Below are 16,564 nucleotides of genomic sequence, written 5' to 3' on the forward strand. Positions count from 1 at the left end.
ACGAATGTTTCCGTTCACTCCTCACACCACACTCCGCCCGGACTACTGTTCGGGCGGTTCCTTTTTTGGGGTTAAAATCACCGCCAGCCAGCCAGCAGTCAAACCCACTGACTCGTCAATTATGTCTAAATGTATACCTTTTGAGTCAGAAAATGTCTGTTTTGCCTATGGTAGAATTTGCTAAAAATTAGAAACTGTTACGCTTAAGGATTTCTAGGCATGTCATCAGCCGCACAAGTTACAGACGCTTCGTTTAAACAAGAAGTACTTGACAGTGAAGTTCCCGTTCTAGTAGATTTCTGGGCACCCTGGTGCGGACCTTGCCGGATGGTTGCGCCTGTGGTGGATGAAATTGCCCAGCAGTACGACGGTCAAGTAAAAGTAGTCAAACTCAATACCGATGAAAACCCTAACGTTGCCAGCCAGTATGGGATTCGCAGCATTCCCACGCTCATGATTTTTAAAGGCGGTCAACGGGTGGATATGGTGGTGGGAGCGGTTCCCAAAACCACTTTGGCAAATACTTTGGAAAAGTATCTCTAACCAACTTTTTCCCAGCAAGAATGGATAAACCGTCAGCATAGTTACCTATTTTTGCGGGAAATCGCTGCTTATCAACCCAGACTCTCTAAGTTGAGTTGACAGTTCTGCTTGTCATTTGTCTTTTTTACTCGCCTTCTTGAACCATTCAGTAGGTTGTTTTAAATAACGAAAGATATGCACGATCTGAAAAAACCCGTTTTCTTGTAGAAAACGGGTTTTTTTGAGGAGTTCCGCCCCCTTAATGGAAGCTTCAACCTTTCTGTTAGACAGGTGCTGAAAGCCGATTAGGGAGAAAATCGTATAGGATGATACCAGTAGCGGCGATGCTGGGGCGAATCCCGTTAGAATAGAGTGCCGCTGGTGCTTGCATAAATTATGACCATCACTCCTCCTTCTAATGCCCTTGAGTCACTGCAATCAGACGTAGCCGATCTAATTCACCAGCTACCGAACCTGAAACACGGAAAATGGATACAACGGGCGCTGTCAGTGCTAGTGCGACTGGCTGGGGAGGAAATCGACCGGCTGGACTGGAAAATCTTGAGCGCTTCTATGCAAGATATGGAGCGGGCATTTCAAGTTTTTTATCCTTATCGACACGTCCGCAAAGTAACGATTTTTGGTTCGGCTCGCCTTGCGTCTGATAGTCCCGAATACCTCATGGCGGTTGAGTTTGCTCGCCGTGTCACCCAGCTCGGTTATATGGTGATGACGGGTGCCGGTGGGGGGATTATGCAGGCGGGAAACGAAGGCGCGGGAGCTGAAAAATCGTTTGGTTTGAATATTCAGCTACCTTTTGAGCAGGGAGCAAACCCGTTTATTGAAGGCGACCCCAAGCTGATTCCTTTTAAGTATTTTTTCACCCGGAAGCTGTTTTTCCTGCGAGAAAGCGATGCGATCGCTCTCTTTCCCGGTGGCTTTGGCACGCAGGATGAAGCCTTGGAGTGTTTGACGCTTTGCCAGACGGGAAGATATGGTCCTGTGCCGATGGTCTTAATTGACCGTCCTGGCGGCGATTACTGGTCGTCCTGGGATGCTTATGTTCGCAAGCATTTAGTCGAACCCGGTTTAGTGAGTCATGACGATCCAAACCTGTATACCATTACAGATAACTTAGATGTCGCTTGTGAAGCGATCAATCGCTTTTACCGGGTTTATCACTCCAGCCGCTATGTTGAGGATAAATTTGTCCTTCGTCTTAAGTCTGAAGTATCGGATGCAGAAGTTGAACAGCTGAATGCTGATTTCAGCGACATCTTGGTGAAGGGACGAATTGAAAAAACTCAGGCATTACCCCAAGAGGCAGTGGATGAAACATTGGATTTGCCTCGTCTGGTTTTGTACTTCAACCAACGGGATTTGGGGCGCTTGTACCAGATGATTTCTACGATTAACCAGATGGTAACTCCGCCACCCTCTGTAGTAGCGCATCCAGAGCTTAAGTAATGGGTTCAGTCAACTTAAATGTTGATTACTTGTGAGTGCTACCATCGGGCATTCTTGTGTTTGTCAGGTCAGTCTGGTGCAGCTTGGTCTGGTTCAAGTTGGCACGGCTCAAGTTAGTCTGTTTTAAGTTAGCGTAACTCAGGTCAGCATACTCCAGGTTCGCTTGGCTCAGGTTCGCCTGACTCAGATTCACTTGGTTGAGATTGGCACCCCTCAGATTGGCCTGCGTTAAAGTGGCATAACTCAAATTAGCGAACTTTAGGTTGGCGCGGCTGAGGTTGGTGTCACTCAGCTTAGCAAAACTCAAATCAGCCGACTCTAGGTTTACACCGATTAAAGTGGCACCGCCGAGGTTGACTTCGCTCAGATTAGCTGTACTGAGGTTGGCATGACTAAGATTGGCATCTGTAAGGTTGGCACCACTGAGGTTGGCACCATATAAGCTGGCACCCACTAAAGCTGCATCATTGAGATTGGCACTACTTAAGTTAGTGCTTCTTAAGTTGGCACCGCCTAAGTTAGCACCGCTTAAGTTAGCATTTATGAGGCTAGCACTGCCTAGATTAGCAGTCTGGAGGCGCACCAGTTTCAGAGTTGCTCCTCTCAAATTGCCATGCCTCAGGTCAACTCCTGTTAAATCTGCACTGCTGAGTTCAGCACTGCTCAGGTTGGCATTGTATAGGGAGGCACATCCCAGATTGGCCTTACTTAAGTTAGCTTGGCTCAGGTTGGCATCTTTAAAATCGGCACAATCACTCCAACTTGACTGCACTTCAACTAAACTGGCTCCTCTCAGGTCAGCACTGCTTAGGGATACACCCGCGAGGTTTGCCTGATTCAACTTCGCATTTCTGAGTTCAGTACCCTTCAGGTTTGCTTTTATCAACTTGGCTTCGCTTAAGTCGGCACCATTCAGACTTGCTCCAGCTAAGTTGGCACCGCTTAAATCGCATCCTCGACACTGTTTTGTTTTGAGCAACTGCCGAAGGTGCTGTTTTCTCAACTGCGTGATTTGGTGTTCTTGGAATAGACGAGTCACGGTGTTGAGAGTGACAAAACTTAGGGTTAGCAATGCTACAGCTGCCAGTACCCCTTGTTTTGTAGGACGCAGGAGAGTCTTGGGAATTGTGGTACGGCGTAATACATCAATCGGCTTGAGTGCTTCCAGAGCAGTGACCGCATTGGGATAGCGATTTTTACAGTTGGGTGCCGTCATTTTTTCCAGCCAGCGGATAAACTGTGGATTCAGTTTTGGCACCCTCGGCTTAAAATCGATCCGAAAAGCTTCATCAACTAAATTGCCAATTTCAGTGGATTTGGTTTGGGTGAGCAAGCAAACCAGCGTTGCACCGAGACTATATAAGTCAGATGCTTGGGTGAGTTGACGATTGAACACCTGTTCTGGCGGCATAAATCCCAACGTGCCTTTGACGGTGCTGCTGGCGGCGACTTCTCCACCTCCAATGCGAGCCAAGCCAAAATCTACCAGGTAAACCTTCAATTGTTCATCCACTAAGATATTTTCCGGCTTAATATCTCGATGAATAATCGGGGGATTTTGCTGTTGTAAGTAGACTAAAACTTCTAATAGGGAAACGGCAATTCGCTTGACTTCCTCTGGAGTAAAGTGACGTGACGTAGACAGGGAGGAAGCGGGTTTATATTCTTGAACCAGGCAAAAGCCGCTTGGGGTTTCAAAGGAATCGAGGTACTGGGGAATGCTGGGATGATTCAGACAGCGCAATAGTTGAATTTCTTGCTCGTAAGCATCATAATCCGACCAACTAGCACCGGATTGGGCAAACTGGAACTGCTTAATCACAACGTGCTGCTGGGTTTTTGTACTCGTTGCCAGACTCGTTGCCAGATAAGTGACTCGACCCCCAGCGCGATTTTGTCCTAGCTCTCGTTCTACTTGATAGCCTTGGCTAGAAAAGTCTGCTAAATTACCCATGAGCCTACCTATCGATAGATGTAGGTGGTGAGTCTTTTATAACAGATGGCTGCAAAAGTAACGGATGCGATCGCTCTGTTTTTGCTATCATCCATATCGCTCGTTGGAACCACTTGCATTGAGCTATCGATGAATCGAGCCATCGGGCATGATGGTATCTGTCAGCTTGGCTCCGGTTATCGTGACACCCTCTAAGTTGGCATCTTTGAGGTTCGCTCCCCTGAGGTCAGCACCCGTCAAGTCGGCACCTTCAAGGTCAGCCGCTTCCAGATTGGCATCCCTGAGTTTGACTCCTCTCAGGTCGGCACTCCCCAAGTAAGCATCCTGGAAATCGGCACCTTCGAGGTTGGCACCCCTGAACTTAACAATGGTTAAATCGGCAACTGCCAAGTAAGCATTCCTGAGGTCGGCACCCGTCAAGTCGGCACCGATGAGGTTGGCACCCCTGAGATAGGCATCCCGAAGGTTGGCACCCGTTAGATAGGCGTTACTCAAATCGGCTCGACTCAGATGAACATAGCTTAAGTCGCATCTGTCACAGTGGTTAGTTTCCAACAACTGCCTGACGAGATCCGCTTTAACTAAACTGGGCCTGTCTTTGACCGTGGCAAACCCCAGGGATGTTAGCACTAATCCAGCGGCAAGAATCTTGGTTTTTATGGGACGGTCTAGAGTTCCGAATGCCTTGGCATAGCGGACAATATCACTTGGCTTGAGTACGCGGCGGCGAACATCAATCGACCTCAGAGCTTCTAGGGCATCCACTGCACGCTCGAAGCGATTTTTAAGGCTGGGTGCCGTCATTTTTGAGAGCCAGTCTACAAATTGCCGACTCAGATGCGGCACCATCTGCTTAAAATCGATCCGATAAGCTTCATCAACTAAATTGCCAATTTCCGTAGATTTGGTTTGGGTGAGCAAGCAAATCAGCGTCGCGCCGAGACTATATAAGTCAGATGCTTGGGTTAGCTGACGATTGAACACCTGTTCTGGCGGCATAAATCCCAACGTGCCTTTGACGGTACTGCTGGCGGCGACTTCTCCACCACCGATGCGAGCCAAGCCAAAATCTACTAGATAAACCTTCAGTTGTTCATCCACTAAGATATTTTCCGGCTTAATATCTCGATGGATAATCGGGGGATTTTGCTGTTGTAAGTAGACTAAAACTTCTAACAGGGCAACGGCAATTTGCTTGACTTCCTCTGGGGTAAAGTGACGCGATGTAGAGACACAGGGAGCCGGTTTATATTCTTGAACCAGGCAAAAGCCAGTGGGAGTTTCAAAGGAATCGAGGTACTGGGGAATGCTGGGTGAGTTCAGCTGCTGTAGCACCTTAATTTCTTGCTCGTAAGCTTGATAGTCTGACCAGCGGGCACCCGAATGGGCAAACTGAAATTGCTTGATAACGACGCGCTGCTGTGTATTGGTACGGCTTGCCAGGTAAGTAACTCGACCCCCGCAAGGGTTGTGCCCTAGCTCTCTTTCGATTTGATAGCCTAAATCGGAAAAATCTGGGAATTCGCTCATGATGGTTAGGCGACGATAACCCCTACAAGTATCGCTACGCGGTAAGCGCAGCGTGCTGTAGGCTTTGGCACTTTTCCCACTATAGCTGCCTGTAAAAGCAGATGATGGGACATCGCTCCGACTCACTGGCGGCAGCGTCTCTAACAGCAATAGAAACTTCTTTCCTTAACTGAGTTCCCCAAAACCTGCCGAAGTTATCATCCTTAAAAGCACGGTGAGTTTATAGTTGATACTGTAAAATCGGGTTTCCGAGAGATAGCGTCTTTTGTGAAATTTGTTTGTATTTAATGATACAAACCGATGAATTGATAGCGGGTTGCCGATATCTTTACGAAAACTTTAAGAAGATTATCCGGGATATACATTTTCTTCACCTTATCTTGATGCTTTCTTCAAAAAAATTGCTTAAGATAAGTGTTTATACGGATAAATTTTGCAAGTCTATTCTCTATCTACGGGTAGATGTTAGTGTACTTACGTAAGTAAAATCGGCTAATTCATCCCCCTAAAGGCTGAAAAAGTAAACTAATGGATTGAAAAAGTACCTGACTTTTGTGGCTTAAGTAGAAAGCTGCGCTGATAACAAATAACTTTATAACGGCTCAGGAGCTGCTCTATATGCTGAAATTTAGCATCGTAATTACAACCTATAATCGTTTACCGCTGCTGCGGCGGGCGATTGAATCAGCGCTCGCGCAAACTTTGCCCTGCGAAGTGGTAGTAGCAGATGACTGTTCCACGGACGGTACCGAAGAATACGTCCGCAGCTTGGGCGATCGCGTAGTTTACTACCGCAACCCAGTCAATAGCGGTCACTCCGCTACCGTAAATGCTGGGGTTGCCGTGGCAACCGGAGACTGGATCAAACCGCTGGATGATGATGACTATCTGGCACCCAACTGTGTCTGGGAAATGGTAAAAGCGATCGCTCAACGTCCTCAAGCAGCGATTTGCTCGTGTCAAGCCGTTCAAGTTGATGTCAATGGTGAAGAAGTTACCCGCACCAAGCCGAGCGGTCCTGGCAAACTATTTTACGTGAAACAAGAGGATATCCACTACGGGATGTTGATGGAAGTAGTTCCTTTTGGGACACCCGTTCAAGTTGCTTTCAAAAAAGATGCCTTTCTCAAGTCAGGCGGTTGGGATTCGGCTTTAGATGGTAACTGCGATGACATCGACTCTTGGGTGAAAATTGCCCAATATGGGGATGCCGCATTTGTTAATCAGTATCTTACCTTCCGGACATTATGGCCGGGTGGATGCAATCAGAAGTTTTCACTGCAAAAACGGTTAGAAACCAATATCTTAATCAAGGAAAGAATCTACCCGTTAGTGCATGAAAAATATCGCTCGTCTATTCCGAAACTTGAGGAAATTAAGGCGTTTCTCAAACTGCATTGGAGTTTGGTAGGACTCAAGCAAGGAAAAATCTTAATGGCACTCAAGATGGCATATCCAGCCATGTTTTCGCTTGCCGCTTGGATTTCTTTAGCGAGAGTTACTTATTCCAGAAAAATCAATACTCAGGCTCCTACCGTGCCTCAAGAAGTTGTAACCTACAGAACGGCTTCTATTTAAACTGTAGCCGGTACAATCAGTTATCAGCTATGTTAAATAGGTGATAACTGATTTGAATAAGAATGCAGCTTCACGTATTTAATAAAATCTTGCAAGAAAGTAGGAAGCAAATAGAAGCCGATCGCCCGATCCTCTTCTTGAATGGCGGAACTGTATTAGTATTTTTGGCACTGTCAGTTTACGCAAAATTTCTGGGAAAAGGTCAAGGCATTGAATTTCTTTTTGCCGACCCCTTCTCAATCCGACGACCCTACTACGGCTTATTAACGAGTGTCTCTGAAGTGTTATGGTGCCTTTCAGGTACAGTTTGTTTGTTTAGCTTTAGCTTGCTAAACATAATTTCTCCCAATCGCAAAGCAAATCTATTTATCTTATGTTCTGCCATTGGGATTTTTGTTTTATTAGCCGACGATTTATTTCGGATTACCTTAATTTTGAGGGATGTAGCTAAGGTGCCCAAAGGGGTGATGTACTTAGTATACGGTACTGGCGCGATCGCTTATGGTTTATGCTTCTGGCGCAAACTTTTATCAACGCCTTATGTATTGCTGATAATTGCGGGTATCTTATTTGGCATTTCTGGCTTAGTGGACATCTTGCACATCAAAGGAAATGGTACTCCGGCAATGCTAGAAGATGGCACGAAGTTACTGGGAATCCTCAATATCGCATTTTACTTTTGGTACGTTTGTCGTCAGGAAATCATGCAGAGAAAGTATGGCATCAGTTGAGCAGTTGCTGTAAGTCTTGCATTAGATGATTACCTCATGTAAGGCTTTCAACAACTCTTCTGTAGTGTAGGGTTTTGACAAAACGGTTGTGACCCCAGCGCGAGCCAGCTCACTCACCCTATCGTTAGATAAGAGTCCGCTAACCGCAATAATTTTAACTTGCGGGTTAATTTTTTGTAGCGTGCGAATCGTTGTTGGCCCGTCCATAGACGGCATCATCATATCGAGGAGTACAACACTAATTTCCGTTTTATGCTGGGCATACAGTACGACTGCCTCAATCCCATCGCTCGCAGTTAAAACTTTATAGCCATAAGTTTCTAGAGATGCTTGAGTCACTTGAGAAATTGAAGCTTCGTCATCAACAACCAGAATACACTCGCCGTTTCCAGTTAACAGATTAGATGGGTTTTTTAGAGCTTGCGATGTTAATTCTCCCTCGATTGCTGGCAAGTAGATCTTAAATTCTGTGCCTTTTCCCACTTCGCTATATACATTCAAAAACCCACCGTGGCTTTTGATGATGCCAAGAACAGTTGAAAGACCCAGACCCGTACCTTTGCCAATTTCTTTAGTTGTGAAAAATGGCTCAAAGATTCTATCAAGCATCTCAGTAGGCATTCCCACTCCACTATCAGAGACACTAATCACAATATGGGAACCCACTTTTGCACCTGAGTTCATCCTGGCATAGTTTTCATCAATTACTGTATTGTCGGCGGAAATCTTCAACGTCCCGCCATCTGGCATGGCATCACGAGCATTGACGCAAAGATTGATGAGTACCTGATGTAGTTGAGTAGCATCGCCAGAAACAGGCCACAGCTCTCTTGTCTGGATATGCGTATGAATCTCGATTGATTTAGGGAAAGTTTCATTTGCGATCTTCGCAATCTCGTAAATTAGGTGCCCGACTTGGAGATTTGTCCGTTCGCCTTCCATGCCTCGCGCAAAAGAAAGCACTTGTTTAACTAAATCAGCTCCGCGTTTGGCATTCGTTTCGAGGATGGAAAGCAGCTGTTGACTCTGGCGATCCTGGATCTTAATTTGCAAAAGTTGAACTGACATCAAAATAGGCGCTAGCACATTGTTTAAATCGTGGGCAATGCCGCTAGCCAGCGTTCCTAAGCTCTCCATGCGCTGAGCACGGAGAAACTGCCTTTCTAGTTGTTTTTTGTCAGTTATATTGGTGTTGACAATCAGAATTGCTTTTGGGTTTTCCGCCTCATCGCGCACGAGCGTCCAGCGACTTTCAACAATGATTTCTCGACCAGATTTGGTCATTTGATACAACTCCCCATACCACTCTCCTTTCTCGATGAGAGTTTTTTGGGCGGCTCGAAGTTTTAATGAAATTTGCTTATGCAACAGCTCAGCAGTGTTATTGCCGAGGGCTTCTTCTTGCTTCCAGCCATAGAGACGTTCCGCACCTTGGTTCCAAAATAAGATTTGGTTGTCTAGATTTTGAACCAGAATTGCATCTGTGGCGATATCCAGTAGAGCCGCTTGTTCGCAAATTTTTTGTTCCGAGTGCTTGCGCTCGGTGATGTCCATGTTGATGCCGTTCACACGGATGGGTTTGCCGGTTTGGTCGTAATAAACTTGACCTTTGCTGGCTATCCAATGAACGCTACCATCCGACCAAATAATCCGGTATTCGATGTCATAGTCCGCCCCTTCTTCCACGGGGCGTACTAAAGCTTGAGTGACTAATTCTAGGTCTAGAGGATGGATTTTGGTGAGGAAGCTTTGATAGGTGCCGTCAAAGGAACCTGGGGGAAGACCAAAATTCGCTTCTGCGGTTGCGGAGAAAACAACTTTGCCGCTATGGATATTCCAGTCCCAGGTGCCCATGTGGGCAGCTTCTAGGGCTAACCTTAGTCGCTCCTCGCTCAGTTGTGCCCGCTCAGTTTGCTGTCGCAATTCCTCTGTTGCTTGGCTAGCTTGGAGGACACGACGCACGCGCTGGCGCAGAACTGCCCAGTGAATCGGCTTGGTAATGTAATCGATGGCACCTGCCTCAAATGCTTGATCGACCGATTCTTGATCTTCAAGAGCTGTAATCATCAATACGGGTGTGTTCCGCGATCCTCCAGGGGGGCGACTTTTTTCAGCAGTTCCCGTCGCTGTAGGAGAATCGCCAAACTTCTCTCCACGAGAATCGCCCTCTGGAAGGGTACGCAATAGATGACAGCAGGTAAAACCATCCATCACTGGCATCATGGCATCCAGCAGCACAATATCTGGGTGTAGGCGCGTGTAGGCGGCTAAACCTTCCTCTCCGTCGCTTGCTTCTGCTACCTCGTATCCGGCTTGTTCCATCGCTCGGCGAAGTTGAAGCCGCATGAATTTGTCGTCATCTACAACGAGGATGAGGGGAGTATGTTGATTAGCGTCGGTGGTGTTCATAGCTAATTTGGCTGGCGTTGAGAGTGCAAATCCGCCTTAACTTGTTCATACTCAGCTTCAAGCTGCGGCAATTTGTCTAATGCATTTTTAATATTTCCAGTCCGAGCCATGATTTCTAACTCTTTACAGAGTTGGGCGAGGGTTGTGGCACCTAGGGTGGCACTGCTTGACTTGAGGGTGTGAGCGGTGCGTTGCAACTGGGGTGCATTTGCTTGGGCAACTGCGATCGCGATCGCTTCCAAGAGTTTTGGCGCATCGTCGAGGTAGCAATCGATCATCTCTCCTAAAATCGCCTCGGCATCTTCACCGACCATTTTGCGAAATGATTGCAACACTTTGGCATCAATAGAAGTGCTGAGGACGGAGGGCTGAGGACTGAGTTGGGGAGTCGGAAGGGAGGGGTGAGGAGGTGACGGGATGACGGGGAGAATTCTCCCACTGTCTATAGAAGGACTAAGGACTGAGGGCTGAGGACTGAGTTGGGGAGTCGGAAGGGAGGGGTGCGGGGGTGACGGGATGACAGGGGGAACTCTTCTACTGTCTATTTCTTCCTCAGTCTGGACTAAGGCGCGATCGCTCTTGGATTCGCTAACGTGCTGCTTCGCTAACAATCCTGGTTCCTCAGCCTCACTTAAAGGCTGACACTTGCTCAAAGCTTGGATGAGTTCCTCGGTTCGGATCGGTTTGCTTAGGTAGTCATCCATGCCTGCCTTTAGACATTCTTCCCGATCTCCTTGCATCGCATTCGCTGTCATAGCAATGATGCGGGGACGAGAAGCAGGCAACCATTCCCCAATGATGCGGCGAGTCGCTGTCAATCCATCCATTTCTGGCATCTGCACATCCATCAGTACCACGTCATAGGATTGGCGATGTAGAGCTTCTAGCACTTCTAATCCATTACTCGCAATATCTGCTCGATAGCCCATCTGTGATAGTAAATACAAGGCTACCTTTTGATTCACAATATTGTCTTCTGCTAACAGAATCCGCAGGGGAAATTGTGCCCCTCTTTGGGGATTTATTGCCGGTATATTTGAGCGCGAGGGCTTTACCTGGATCGGCTGTTCCCCCAAGATATGGCTCAAGACATTATAGAGATGGGATTGTTTAACGGGTTTGGTGAGGAATGCCGCGAAATCGACGGCTTGGACATCATGACTCCTTTCTGGCCTGTCGATGGAGGTCAACACAATTAAGGGTAATTTTTCATAGTTAGGCAGCTGACGGATTTTAGCCGCTAAAGTCAGACCATCCATGTGTGGCATTTGCATATCCAGAATGGCGATATCAAACGGTTCCCCTAAGTTCAACCAGTCGAGGGCTTCAAAACCAGATTCAGCCGCCCAAGTCAGCATTCCCCAAGATTGGGCTTGTAGCGTCAATATTTGGCGATTTGTAGCGTTATCATCCACGATTAGGAGCCGCCTTTCATCTAACTGAGGTTGAGGATTTTGAGAAGCGATCGCAGAGACATTGGGAGCTGATGCCGCAACAATGGTGAAATAAAAAGTAGAGCCTACGTCTGGATGAGGGCTGTTAGCGACCGAGAGCGTAGCAGGGGATGTAGGCCCTAGCGGTTTTGCCGCAACGCTTTCGCCTTCTTGAAGGGGAGAATGAAATTCAGGGTTGCTCTTTGCACCCGGAGCTTTTTTTATTGTAGGTTGCCAGTTAGAAGGAGGATTTCCCGCGATCGCTCCCAGGCTCTCGACCCACATCTGACCGCCCATCATTTCGCTCAGATGATTGCTAATCGCGAGTCCTAACCCAGTCCCCCCATACTGGCGAGTTGTGGAAGCATCGACTTGACTGAAAGATTTGAACAGGCGGTCTATCCGGTTTGCGGGAATCCCAATGCCGGTGTCTTTAACCGCAAATTGGATTTGGTAATCGGGCAATGCGTGGGTTGGCTCGTGACTGATTTCCGATTCTTCCTGAGCGATCGCCTCTTTTGCACTGACCGATACAATTACCTCTCCAGTTTGAGTAAACTTGACCGCATTACTGAGCAAATTCACTAAAATTTGGCGCAACCGGCTGGCATCTCCCACAATCGAGAGTGGGGTTCCTGGATGAATTAAATATGCTAATTCCAGATTTTTTTCGGCTGCTTTGAAAGCTAATAAATCGAGGGCTTCTTCAACACAAACTCGCAAATTAAAAGAATGCTTTTCTAATTCCAGCTTGCCTGACTCAATTTTAGAAAGGTCAAGAATGTCGTTGATTAGCGTTAGCAATGCATCGCCACTGCTTTGGGTGGTTTCCACAAAATCTCGCTGCTGAGGAGTTAACTCAGTGTTGAGTAGCAGTCCCGTCATGCCGATAATTGCATTCATCGGGGTGCGGATTTCGTGGCTCATATTGGCGAGGAATTGGCTCTTAATGCGAGTCGCTGCTTCAGCCGCTGCTTTTGCCTTTTCCAGTTCCAAATTCGCCTGGGATAACTCCTGAGTACGCTCGACGAGTGCCAGTTGCGCGAAATATCGCTCGGTAATATCATCGAATATCCAGAGGCGACCGGGCACGTCGTGTACCCGCGTCGCCGTGCTAGAGATACTCAGGGTTTTTGGCGTGTCGCCTTTGAACACCCAGATCCAGTTGCGAATGACTGCTTGAGGTTGGGAAAAAAACTTTGCTGCCTGCGCCACGATTTCCTGTTGATTATCAGCGCTCGTGCGTAGCAATGCCATCGCCTGAGCTAGCACGGGGGGTTCTACAGCCCCTGGGGTGAGTCCCAGTTGCTCGGCAGCGGCTTGATTGATCCACCCTTGCTCCCCACTTTCATCTACAAATACCACTCCCTGATGGATTGTCTCTAACATGGCACCGAAGCGGGCTTGTAGATTCTCCAGCCGCAAGGTGGTATCGCTGAACTGTAGAAGGGTGCGTAACTCGCCAAGTAGCGACTCAATAAATTGGCGCAGACGTGGGGAGATACTGGTCTGGCGATGCCAGATCAGCAAAATTGCACCGCTATGGGGCGCTGATAAAGTCGTGCCCCTACCGGGATACTGAAATGGAAGGATGGCGAGGGATTGAGTCCCTTTAGCGACCAAGACATGAGAAGCACCGGGAGTAGCAGGGTAGTTTGGATAGTAGAGACAGCGATTTTGAGCGATCGCTTTCTCAAACAAGGTGGGCGTTGTCAGTTGATCTGGCAGCGCCTGCTGGGGAATACACACCAAGGCTTCAGCAGTGACATCATCAAGTTGGCGTAGCGCGATCGCTGCGTCGGCACAAACAAACTCCCGCAGTAAGATCAGGGCTTGCCGGATCGGTATATCGGGAGAATTTCTGGTATCGGTATTAGTAAGAGTAGTCAGCACCGATTGGGACGCCAACCGCCACTCGATTCCCCGCAGAAAAGAGCCTACAAATGTTCCGAACACAGCCACACTGCCCAGCTCAAGTGACTGGCGGGTTAGCCGCCAATCGCCATGTAGCAGTCCCAACAACAGAATACAAAGCCCTGCGGCGGGTGCGACTTGCACCGCTGGTAGGGGCAGTAGCGTGCATATTGTCAAGATGACTGGGGCGACCATCTGCATAGGCTTCCATCCATCCAGCACGCCCAGTCCTACGAAAAAGAGGGTTAGCCAGATTAGGACGGCTCTAAAGGTCGGTAGTCGGTCAGGAGGACAAAGCAGCAACCGCGATCGAAGAAGATTTAAGTTTAAGCGGCGATACATTGGGCAATTGCACTCGTTACCACGTCGGGAGCGCTGATATGCGGTAAGTGTCCTCTAGCAGCGATATTCATCAGCTTACCTTGAGGAATTTTATCTGCCATGTACTGACCAACTTCAGGCGGTACCGCAATATCATCGCTTGCCTGTAAAATCACAGTCGGTACATTCAATCGTGGTAAATCATCTCGGTGGTCAGACTGGAAAATCACTTTAGCGACCGCTTGCGCGATATCTGGACGGATAGCGGCTAGCGTATTAGCAAACTCCGCTGCCAATTCAGGTTTATCCTGAGTAGCCATTGCGATCGGCGCAAAACCGCTAGCCCAAGCATAGTAGTTGGTTGACATGGCTGCATAGAGTGTATCTAAGTCAGACTGCTCGAAGCCACCAACATATCCGTCATCGTTGAGATAACGGGGGGACGCATCTAGAAAGATCAGTTGGCTAAAGCAATCAGGCTCGACTAATGCTGCCAGTAAACTAACCATCCCACTGACCGAGTGCCCCACCAAGATGCTCTTGGTTAACTTTAACTCGGCACATAAATCCAGCAAATCCTCAGCATAGCTGTATAAGCTGCTGTAGCGGCGCGGACTATAGGCAGAAAAATCTGACTTACCTCCCCCTACATGGTCGAACAGCACAATGCGAAAATTAGGCGCGAAGGCTGCTACCTGATGTCGCCAAGCCGTCTGATCCGAGCCAAAACCGTGGGCAAAGATAATTGTCTGGCTGCCATCACCCAGCATTTGGACATTATTACGCTGCATGATGCTCGTTGCCATAGGTAGTTACTCCTTCTCTTTATTCCCTTAATGCAAGACAAAAACTGTACCGAAACCAAACTAAAAGACTTACCTCATTGAGGTTATATTTTAGCGTTCCCTAAAAGCTCAGATATGTAACAGCAGCCATGCGAGAAGCTGTCAATTACTATACCGACTTTCTTAACGCGGTTCCCAAGCCGGAACTAAAGACAATAACCTAACGATCCTTTAAATATTTTAGGTTGAGGCATCCTAAGCCTAATGCAAAAATAAACAGTAACGATAAAACGAACATAATTTAAGCTGACCCAAGGACTAGATTACATAATTTCGCTTGATTGTCTTCCCAACCCTTTGTTCTTCCAACTCTTTTCAGATGCTCAAGCTATCTATTCGTCTACTGTATTCCTTGAAATACAGAAAGCTTCAGTCCAAAGATAAATCAAACATATTTCCCGGTTCCCTGGACTCGTTTGCTAAAATTTATTTATACTCAAATACATAAAGATTTACAAAAACTTAACTATTTAAATCCGTTGTGTTTTTCTATTATAAAATAATCACAACTAGCTTGAATAAAAATGCGAAATCATCAAATAAAAAAAATCTGGCAAGACCTCAAAAAGCAAATCATAGAAGACCGCTCCGTTCTCGTTTTTAATGGTCTAGTGCTGTTACTGTTTCTGGGAATGACAGTCTATGTCAAAATGGCAGGCACCTACTACGGTTCAGACTACTATGCCAGAGTTAATTTCATAAAACTTCTATTTGCTGAACCTTTTCGTAAAGACATCCCTTACCTGGCTCTTTTCACTCACTTTTCAGAAATCCTCTGGTGCATCTCTTTAACGATCTGTTTATTTAGCTTTACCTTACTAAAAAGAATTCGTCATAGTCACAAAGGCGATCCCTTTATCCTCTTCTCTGCGATCGCGCTGACTATTTTTCTATTGGATGATATATTTCGGCTCACTTTGACGCTGGATTTATTAGTGGGTATCCCAAAGGTGATTATGTATTCCCTATACGGTCTTGGTTTAGTGAGCTATATCGTTGCATTTTGGCGCAGAATATTATCAACACCCTATATTCTGTTGCTAGTCGGTTTTAGTTTATTTATAATCTCAGGTATGGCAGACTTATTGCCTATTAAGGGTGAAGGAACTCCAGTTATTTTAGAAGATGGAAGCAAAATATTAGGCTTAGTGAATATTATTCTCTATTTTTGGGACGTCTGCGAAAAAGAAGTGATGCGATCGCGCAACCTATCAAATGAATAAATTGCTTTATAACTATTTTTCCTTGTAAGGCTTATTTATAATTTCTAATTCAGTTTATACAAGCCAAATTCGCTACGAATTGATTTCGTTATAAATCGATAATTGAAGGCTTCTCTTATCCGAGATCGGAGGCTTAACGTGATTCCCGCCTTAGCACCAAATAAAGTGTCGAAACCTGTTGGATAGAGATTTTCTCCATTTCCAATAATATAAACAGCACCTTCAAAGGGTAATTCCTTAAGTCTTTCTCCCTGCTTGATCTCGGTTGATTTATGAGAATCAAGACGAATAAGAGAAGTTAGCTTGGCATCTTCCATCTTTTCAGGCAAATTATACAAATCGTACCGGACAATTCGGCAGCTTCCACACGAGCTATTGAAAGCATATTTTTTGTAATATATGAGTTGGCTACCCTCCTGATATACATAGCCCTTATCTACAAACCATCCATTAGATTGTGGATGCTGATTGACAAATTCTGCCAAATGCTTACTTACACAGTCATCGGCATCAACAGCATTATATGAGAGGGTTTTAGCTGTTGAGCATAGATGAAACCTGCCATCACTTTTTGCAACTTGTCTAAACACTTATCAGCCAAATCAGGAGCTGTCTATTTCTCCATAGCCGCAGTTTT

12 protein-coding genes are annotated in these 16,564 nt (G+C 46.6%); 5 read left to right on the top strand and 7 right to left on the bottom strand.

Going from position 1 to position 16,564, the window contains the following annotated elements:
- Positions 1–219: 219 nt before the first annotated feature.
- On the top strand, positions 220–543 hold the full coding sequence (trxA, locus tag H6F52_RS19240) for a thioredoxin (protein WP_190412216.1): 324 nt from the start codon (positions 220–222) through the stop codon (positions 541–543).
- Between the two features lie 375 nt (positions 544–918).
- Complete coding sequence (locus H6F52_RS19245; RefSeq protein WP_190536446.1) at positions 919–1,989, top strand: LOG family protein; 1,071 nt, start codon at positions 919–921, stop codon at positions 1,987–1,989.
- 25 nt (positions 1,990–2,014) lie between these two features.
- Here H6F52_RS19245 and H6F52_RS19250 read toward each other — a convergent pair whose 3' ends face one another.
- The 3 genes from H6F52_RS19250 to H6F52_RS19255 are packed head-to-tail and all read right to left on the bottom strand — an operon-like array spanning position 2,015 to position 5,623.
- Positions 2,015–3,943 carry a pentapeptide repeat-containing protein gene (locus H6F52_RS19250; protein WP_190536447.1) on the bottom strand — a complete coding sequence of 643 codons (1,929 nt, stop codon included), beginning with the start codon at positions 3,941–3,943 and terminating at the stop codon, positions 2,015–2,017.
- An 8-nt stretch (positions 3,944–3,951) separates the two neighbouring features.
- Positions 3,952–4,086 carry a hypothetical protein gene (locus H6F52_RS26200; protein ID WP_277881980.1) on the bottom strand — a complete coding sequence of 45 codons (135 nt, stop codon included), beginning with the start codon at positions 4,084–4,086 and terminating at the stop codon, positions 3,952–3,954.
- Positions 4,067–5,623 carry a serine/threonine-protein kinase gene (locus tag H6F52_RS19255; RefSeq protein ID WP_242034001.1) on the bottom strand — a complete coding sequence of 519 codons (1,557 nt, stop codon included), beginning with the start codon at positions 5,621–5,623 and terminating at the stop codon, positions 4,067–4,069. The genes H6F52_RS26200 and H6F52_RS19255 overlap by 20 nt, the downstream gene beginning before the upstream one ends.
- A gap of 471 nt (positions 5,624–6,094) precedes the next feature.
- Here H6F52_RS19255 and H6F52_RS19260 point away from each other — a divergent pair, with 471 nt between their 5' ends.
- Complete coding sequence (locus H6F52_RS19260) at positions 6,095–7,051, top strand: glycosyltransferase (protein WP_190536518.1); 957 nt, start codon at positions 6,095–6,097, stop codon at positions 7,049–7,051.
- A 62-nt stretch (positions 7,052–7,113) separates the two neighbouring features.
- Positions 7,114–7,782 (top strand): hypothetical protein, encoded by a 669-nt coding sequence (locus H6F52_RS19265; protein ID WP_190536448.1) that lies wholly within the window; start codon positions 7,114–7,116, stop codon positions 7,780–7,782.
- 21 nt (positions 7,783–7,803) lie between these two features.
- Here the strand turns inward: H6F52_RS19265 and H6F52_RS19270 are convergent, their stop codons facing one another.
- Genes H6F52_RS19270 through H6F52_RS19285 form a run of 3 tightly spaced genes read right to left on the bottom strand, consistent with a single transcriptional unit; the run spans position 7,804 to position 14,665 of the window.
- Positions 7,804–10,191 (bottom strand): response regulator, encoded by a 2,388-nt coding sequence (locus H6F52_RS19270; protein ID WP_190536449.1) that lies wholly within the window; start codon positions 10,189–10,191, stop codon positions 7,804–7,806.
- A gap of 2 nt (positions 10,192–10,193) precedes the next feature.
- On the bottom strand, positions 10,194–13,880 hold the full coding sequence (locus H6F52_RS19280) for a response regulator (protein WP_242034002.1): 3,687 nt from the start codon (positions 13,878–13,880) through the stop codon (positions 10,194–10,196).
- Positions 13,865–14,665 carry an alpha/beta hydrolase gene (locus H6F52_RS19285; RefSeq protein WP_190412211.1) on the bottom strand — a complete coding sequence of 267 codons (801 nt, stop codon included), beginning with the start codon at positions 14,663–14,665 and terminating at the stop codon, positions 13,865–13,867. The genes H6F52_RS19280 and H6F52_RS19285 overlap by 16 nt, the downstream gene beginning before the upstream one ends.
- A 563-nt stretch (positions 14,666–15,228) precedes the next feature.
- Here H6F52_RS19285 and H6F52_RS19290 point away from each other — a divergent pair.
- A complete protein-coding gene (locus H6F52_RS19290; RefSeq protein ID WP_190536450.1) occupies positions 15,229–15,927 on the top strand; it encodes a hypothetical protein in 699 nt (232 codons plus the stop codon).
- 44 nt (positions 15,928–15,971) lie between these two features.
- On the opposite strand, the gene H6F52_RS19295 is transcribed toward H6F52_RS19290, so the two are convergent.
- Positions 15,972–16,517, bottom strand: coding sequence for a hypothetical protein (locus H6F52_RS19295; protein ID WP_199300643.1), 546 nt, complete (start codon positions 16,515–16,517; stop codon positions 15,972–15,974).
- Between the last annotated feature and the right edge of the window lie 47 nt (positions 16,518–16,564).

The sequence above is a fragment of the Coleofasciculus sp. FACHB-542 genome (genome assembly GCF_014695825.1).
Lineage (GTDB): Bacteria > Cyanobacteriota > Cyanobacteriia > Cyanobacteriales > FACHB-T130 > FACHB-T130.

Bases quoted from the DNA above. Each gene is read 5' to 3' on its own strand.
- trxA (WP_190412216.1), top strand. From the start codon at position 220: ATGTCATCAGCCGCACAAGTTACAGACGCTTCGTTTAAACAAGAAGTA.
- H6F52_RS19245 (WP_190536446.1), top strand. From the start codon at position 919: ATGACCATCACTCCTCCTTCTAATGCCCTTGAGTCACTGCAATCAGAC.
- H6F52_RS19250 (WP_190536447.1), bottom strand. From the start codon at position 3,943: ATGGGTAATTTAGCAGACTTTTCTAGCCAAGGCTATCAAGTAGAACGA.
- H6F52_RS26200 (WP_277881980.1), bottom strand. From the start codon at position 4,086: ATGGCTCGATTCATCGATAGCTCAATGCAAGTGGTTCCAACGAGCGAT.
- H6F52_RS19265 (WP_190536448.1), top strand. From the start codon at position 7,114: ATGCAGCTTCACGTATTTAATAAAATCTTGCAAGAAAGTAGGAAGCAA.
- H6F52_RS19270 (WP_190536449.1), bottom strand. From the start codon at position 10,191: ATGAACACCACCGACGCTAATCAACATACTCCCCTCATCCTCGTTGTA.
- H6F52_RS19280 (WP_242034002.1), bottom strand. From the start codon at position 13,880: ATGTATCGCCGCTTAAACTTAAATCTTCTTCGATCGCGGTTGCTGCTT.
- H6F52_RS19285 (WP_190412211.1), bottom strand. From the start codon at position 14,665: ATGGCAACGAGCATCATGCAGCGTAATAATGTCCAAATGCTGGGTGAT.
- H6F52_RS19290 (WP_190536450.1), top strand. From the start codon at position 15,229: ATGCGAAATCATCAAATAAAAAAAATCTGGCAAGACCTCAAAAAGCAA.